The 1,450-nt window shown below is 45.9% G+C and carries 2 protein-coding genes; both read right to left on the bottom strand.

What is annotated here, in order from left to right; translation table 11 throughout:
* Nucleotides 1-95: 95 nt before the first annotated feature.
* Complete coding sequence (gene rnhB, locus R7E47_RS24325) at nucleotides 96-731, bottom strand: ribonuclease HII (RefSeq protein WP_020841167.1); 636 nt, start codon at nucleotides 729-731, stop codon at nucleotides 96-98.
* A 9-nt stretch (nucleotides 732-740) separates the two neighbouring features.
* Nucleotides 741-1,450: lipid-A-disaccharide synthase (gene lpxB / locus R7E47_RS24320; protein WP_318085244.1), on the bottom strand; the 710-nt coding region annotated here is incomplete at its 5' end.

The following is a 1,450-nucleotide window of genomic DNA, read 5'->3' as shown; positions in this document are numbered from 1 at the left end:
TGGGATCTGACATTAACAGGTACCGTGTAACTCTATTTTGTTTGGGATTCTAACCTAAAGGGGGCTGGGTTTATAACACCAATCCACCCAATTTATTAATCTAAGCCTAAAGCTTTCTTTACTGGTTTGAAGCTCTTACGGTGCTCGCTTATCACACCATGTTGCTCAATTGCTTCAAAGTGCGCTTTGGTTGGATAACCTTTGTGCTTCGCAAAGCCGAATTGCGGATATTGTTTATCCAGCTCTTCCATCTCTTGGTCGCGCACAACTTTAGCAATGATGGAAGCGGCACTGATTTCAGCCACTCGTAAATCGCCTTTCACCACAGCTTGAGAATCCATCGGTAGCTCAGGGCAACGATTACCATCGATCAGCACTAAATCTGGCTGTACCTTCAGTCCCGCAATCGCACGTTGCATGGCAACCATGGTAGCTTGCAGAATATTCAGTTCATCAATCTCTTCGGGAGAGCAACGGCCTACCGCCCACGCTAGCGCTTTTTCTTTGATTTCAGGAAGCAGTGCCAGACGCTTTTTCTCGCTCAGCTTCTTAGAGTCATTCAAGCCTTCGATTGGGTTATTGGGATCGAGGATAACTGCAGCGGTGACGACATCTCCAACCAAAGGGCCGCGTCCAACTTCATCGACTCCGGCGATCAATTGGTAACCTTGAGGGTATTCAAACGGAGGGAGCTCTACTTTTGCTTTTGTCGTTTTTGCTTTCGCGACCATGGTACTTCTCTATTTTTCAATCAATTTCAATACTGCATTCGCAGCTTGTTGATCCGCGTCTTTACGAATCCAATGATGCATTTCGGTGAACTTATCAAGCATTGGCTTATTATCACTCTCTAGCAAACGAGAAACTTCATTGAACAAGTTGTCTGGTGTGCAATCGTCTTGAAGATACTCTTTAACCAGTTCGTCATCTGCGAGAATATTGGGTAGTGACACGTACTTAGTTTTCAATAGGCGCTTGGCCAGAAAGGCGGTAAAGGTATTGACGCGATAGCCAACAACCATAGGACGCTTAAGCAACATGCACTCTAACGCTACCGTTCCAGATGCTAGCATTACCGCATCAGAGGCTGTAATAACATTGCGAGCCGTATCATCCACCAATTTGAAATCAAGCTCGGGCGCATGCTCTTTCCACGCTTGCTCAAATTGCTCTCGACGTTTTTGATTAACTAGCGCCACTACAAAGCCCAAACCTGGGTATTTTTGGTGCAGAAGCTTGCACGTCTCAATGAATGGCTGAGAGAGCATCTTGAGCTCACTACCACGGCTACCCGGTAAAACTGCTAACCATTTTTTGTCTTGTTCAAGTCCTAGCAGATCTCGCGCAGGCGCTTGCTCAGATTGCAAAGGAATAGCATCCGCTAAGGTGTGGCCGATAAACTCACAAGGCACGTTAAATTTATCGTAAAACGCCTTTTCAAACGGTAGAA

Origin of the sequence: Vibrio sp. Vb1026 (assembly GCF_033338745.1) — a bacterium.
Lineage (GTDB): Bacteria > Pseudomonadota > Gammaproteobacteria > Enterobacterales > Vibrionaceae > Vibrio > Vibrio alginolyticus.
The sequence above is the reverse complement of the archived record's forward strand: the minus strand, read 5'-3'. Positions and strand labels throughout refer to the sequence as shown.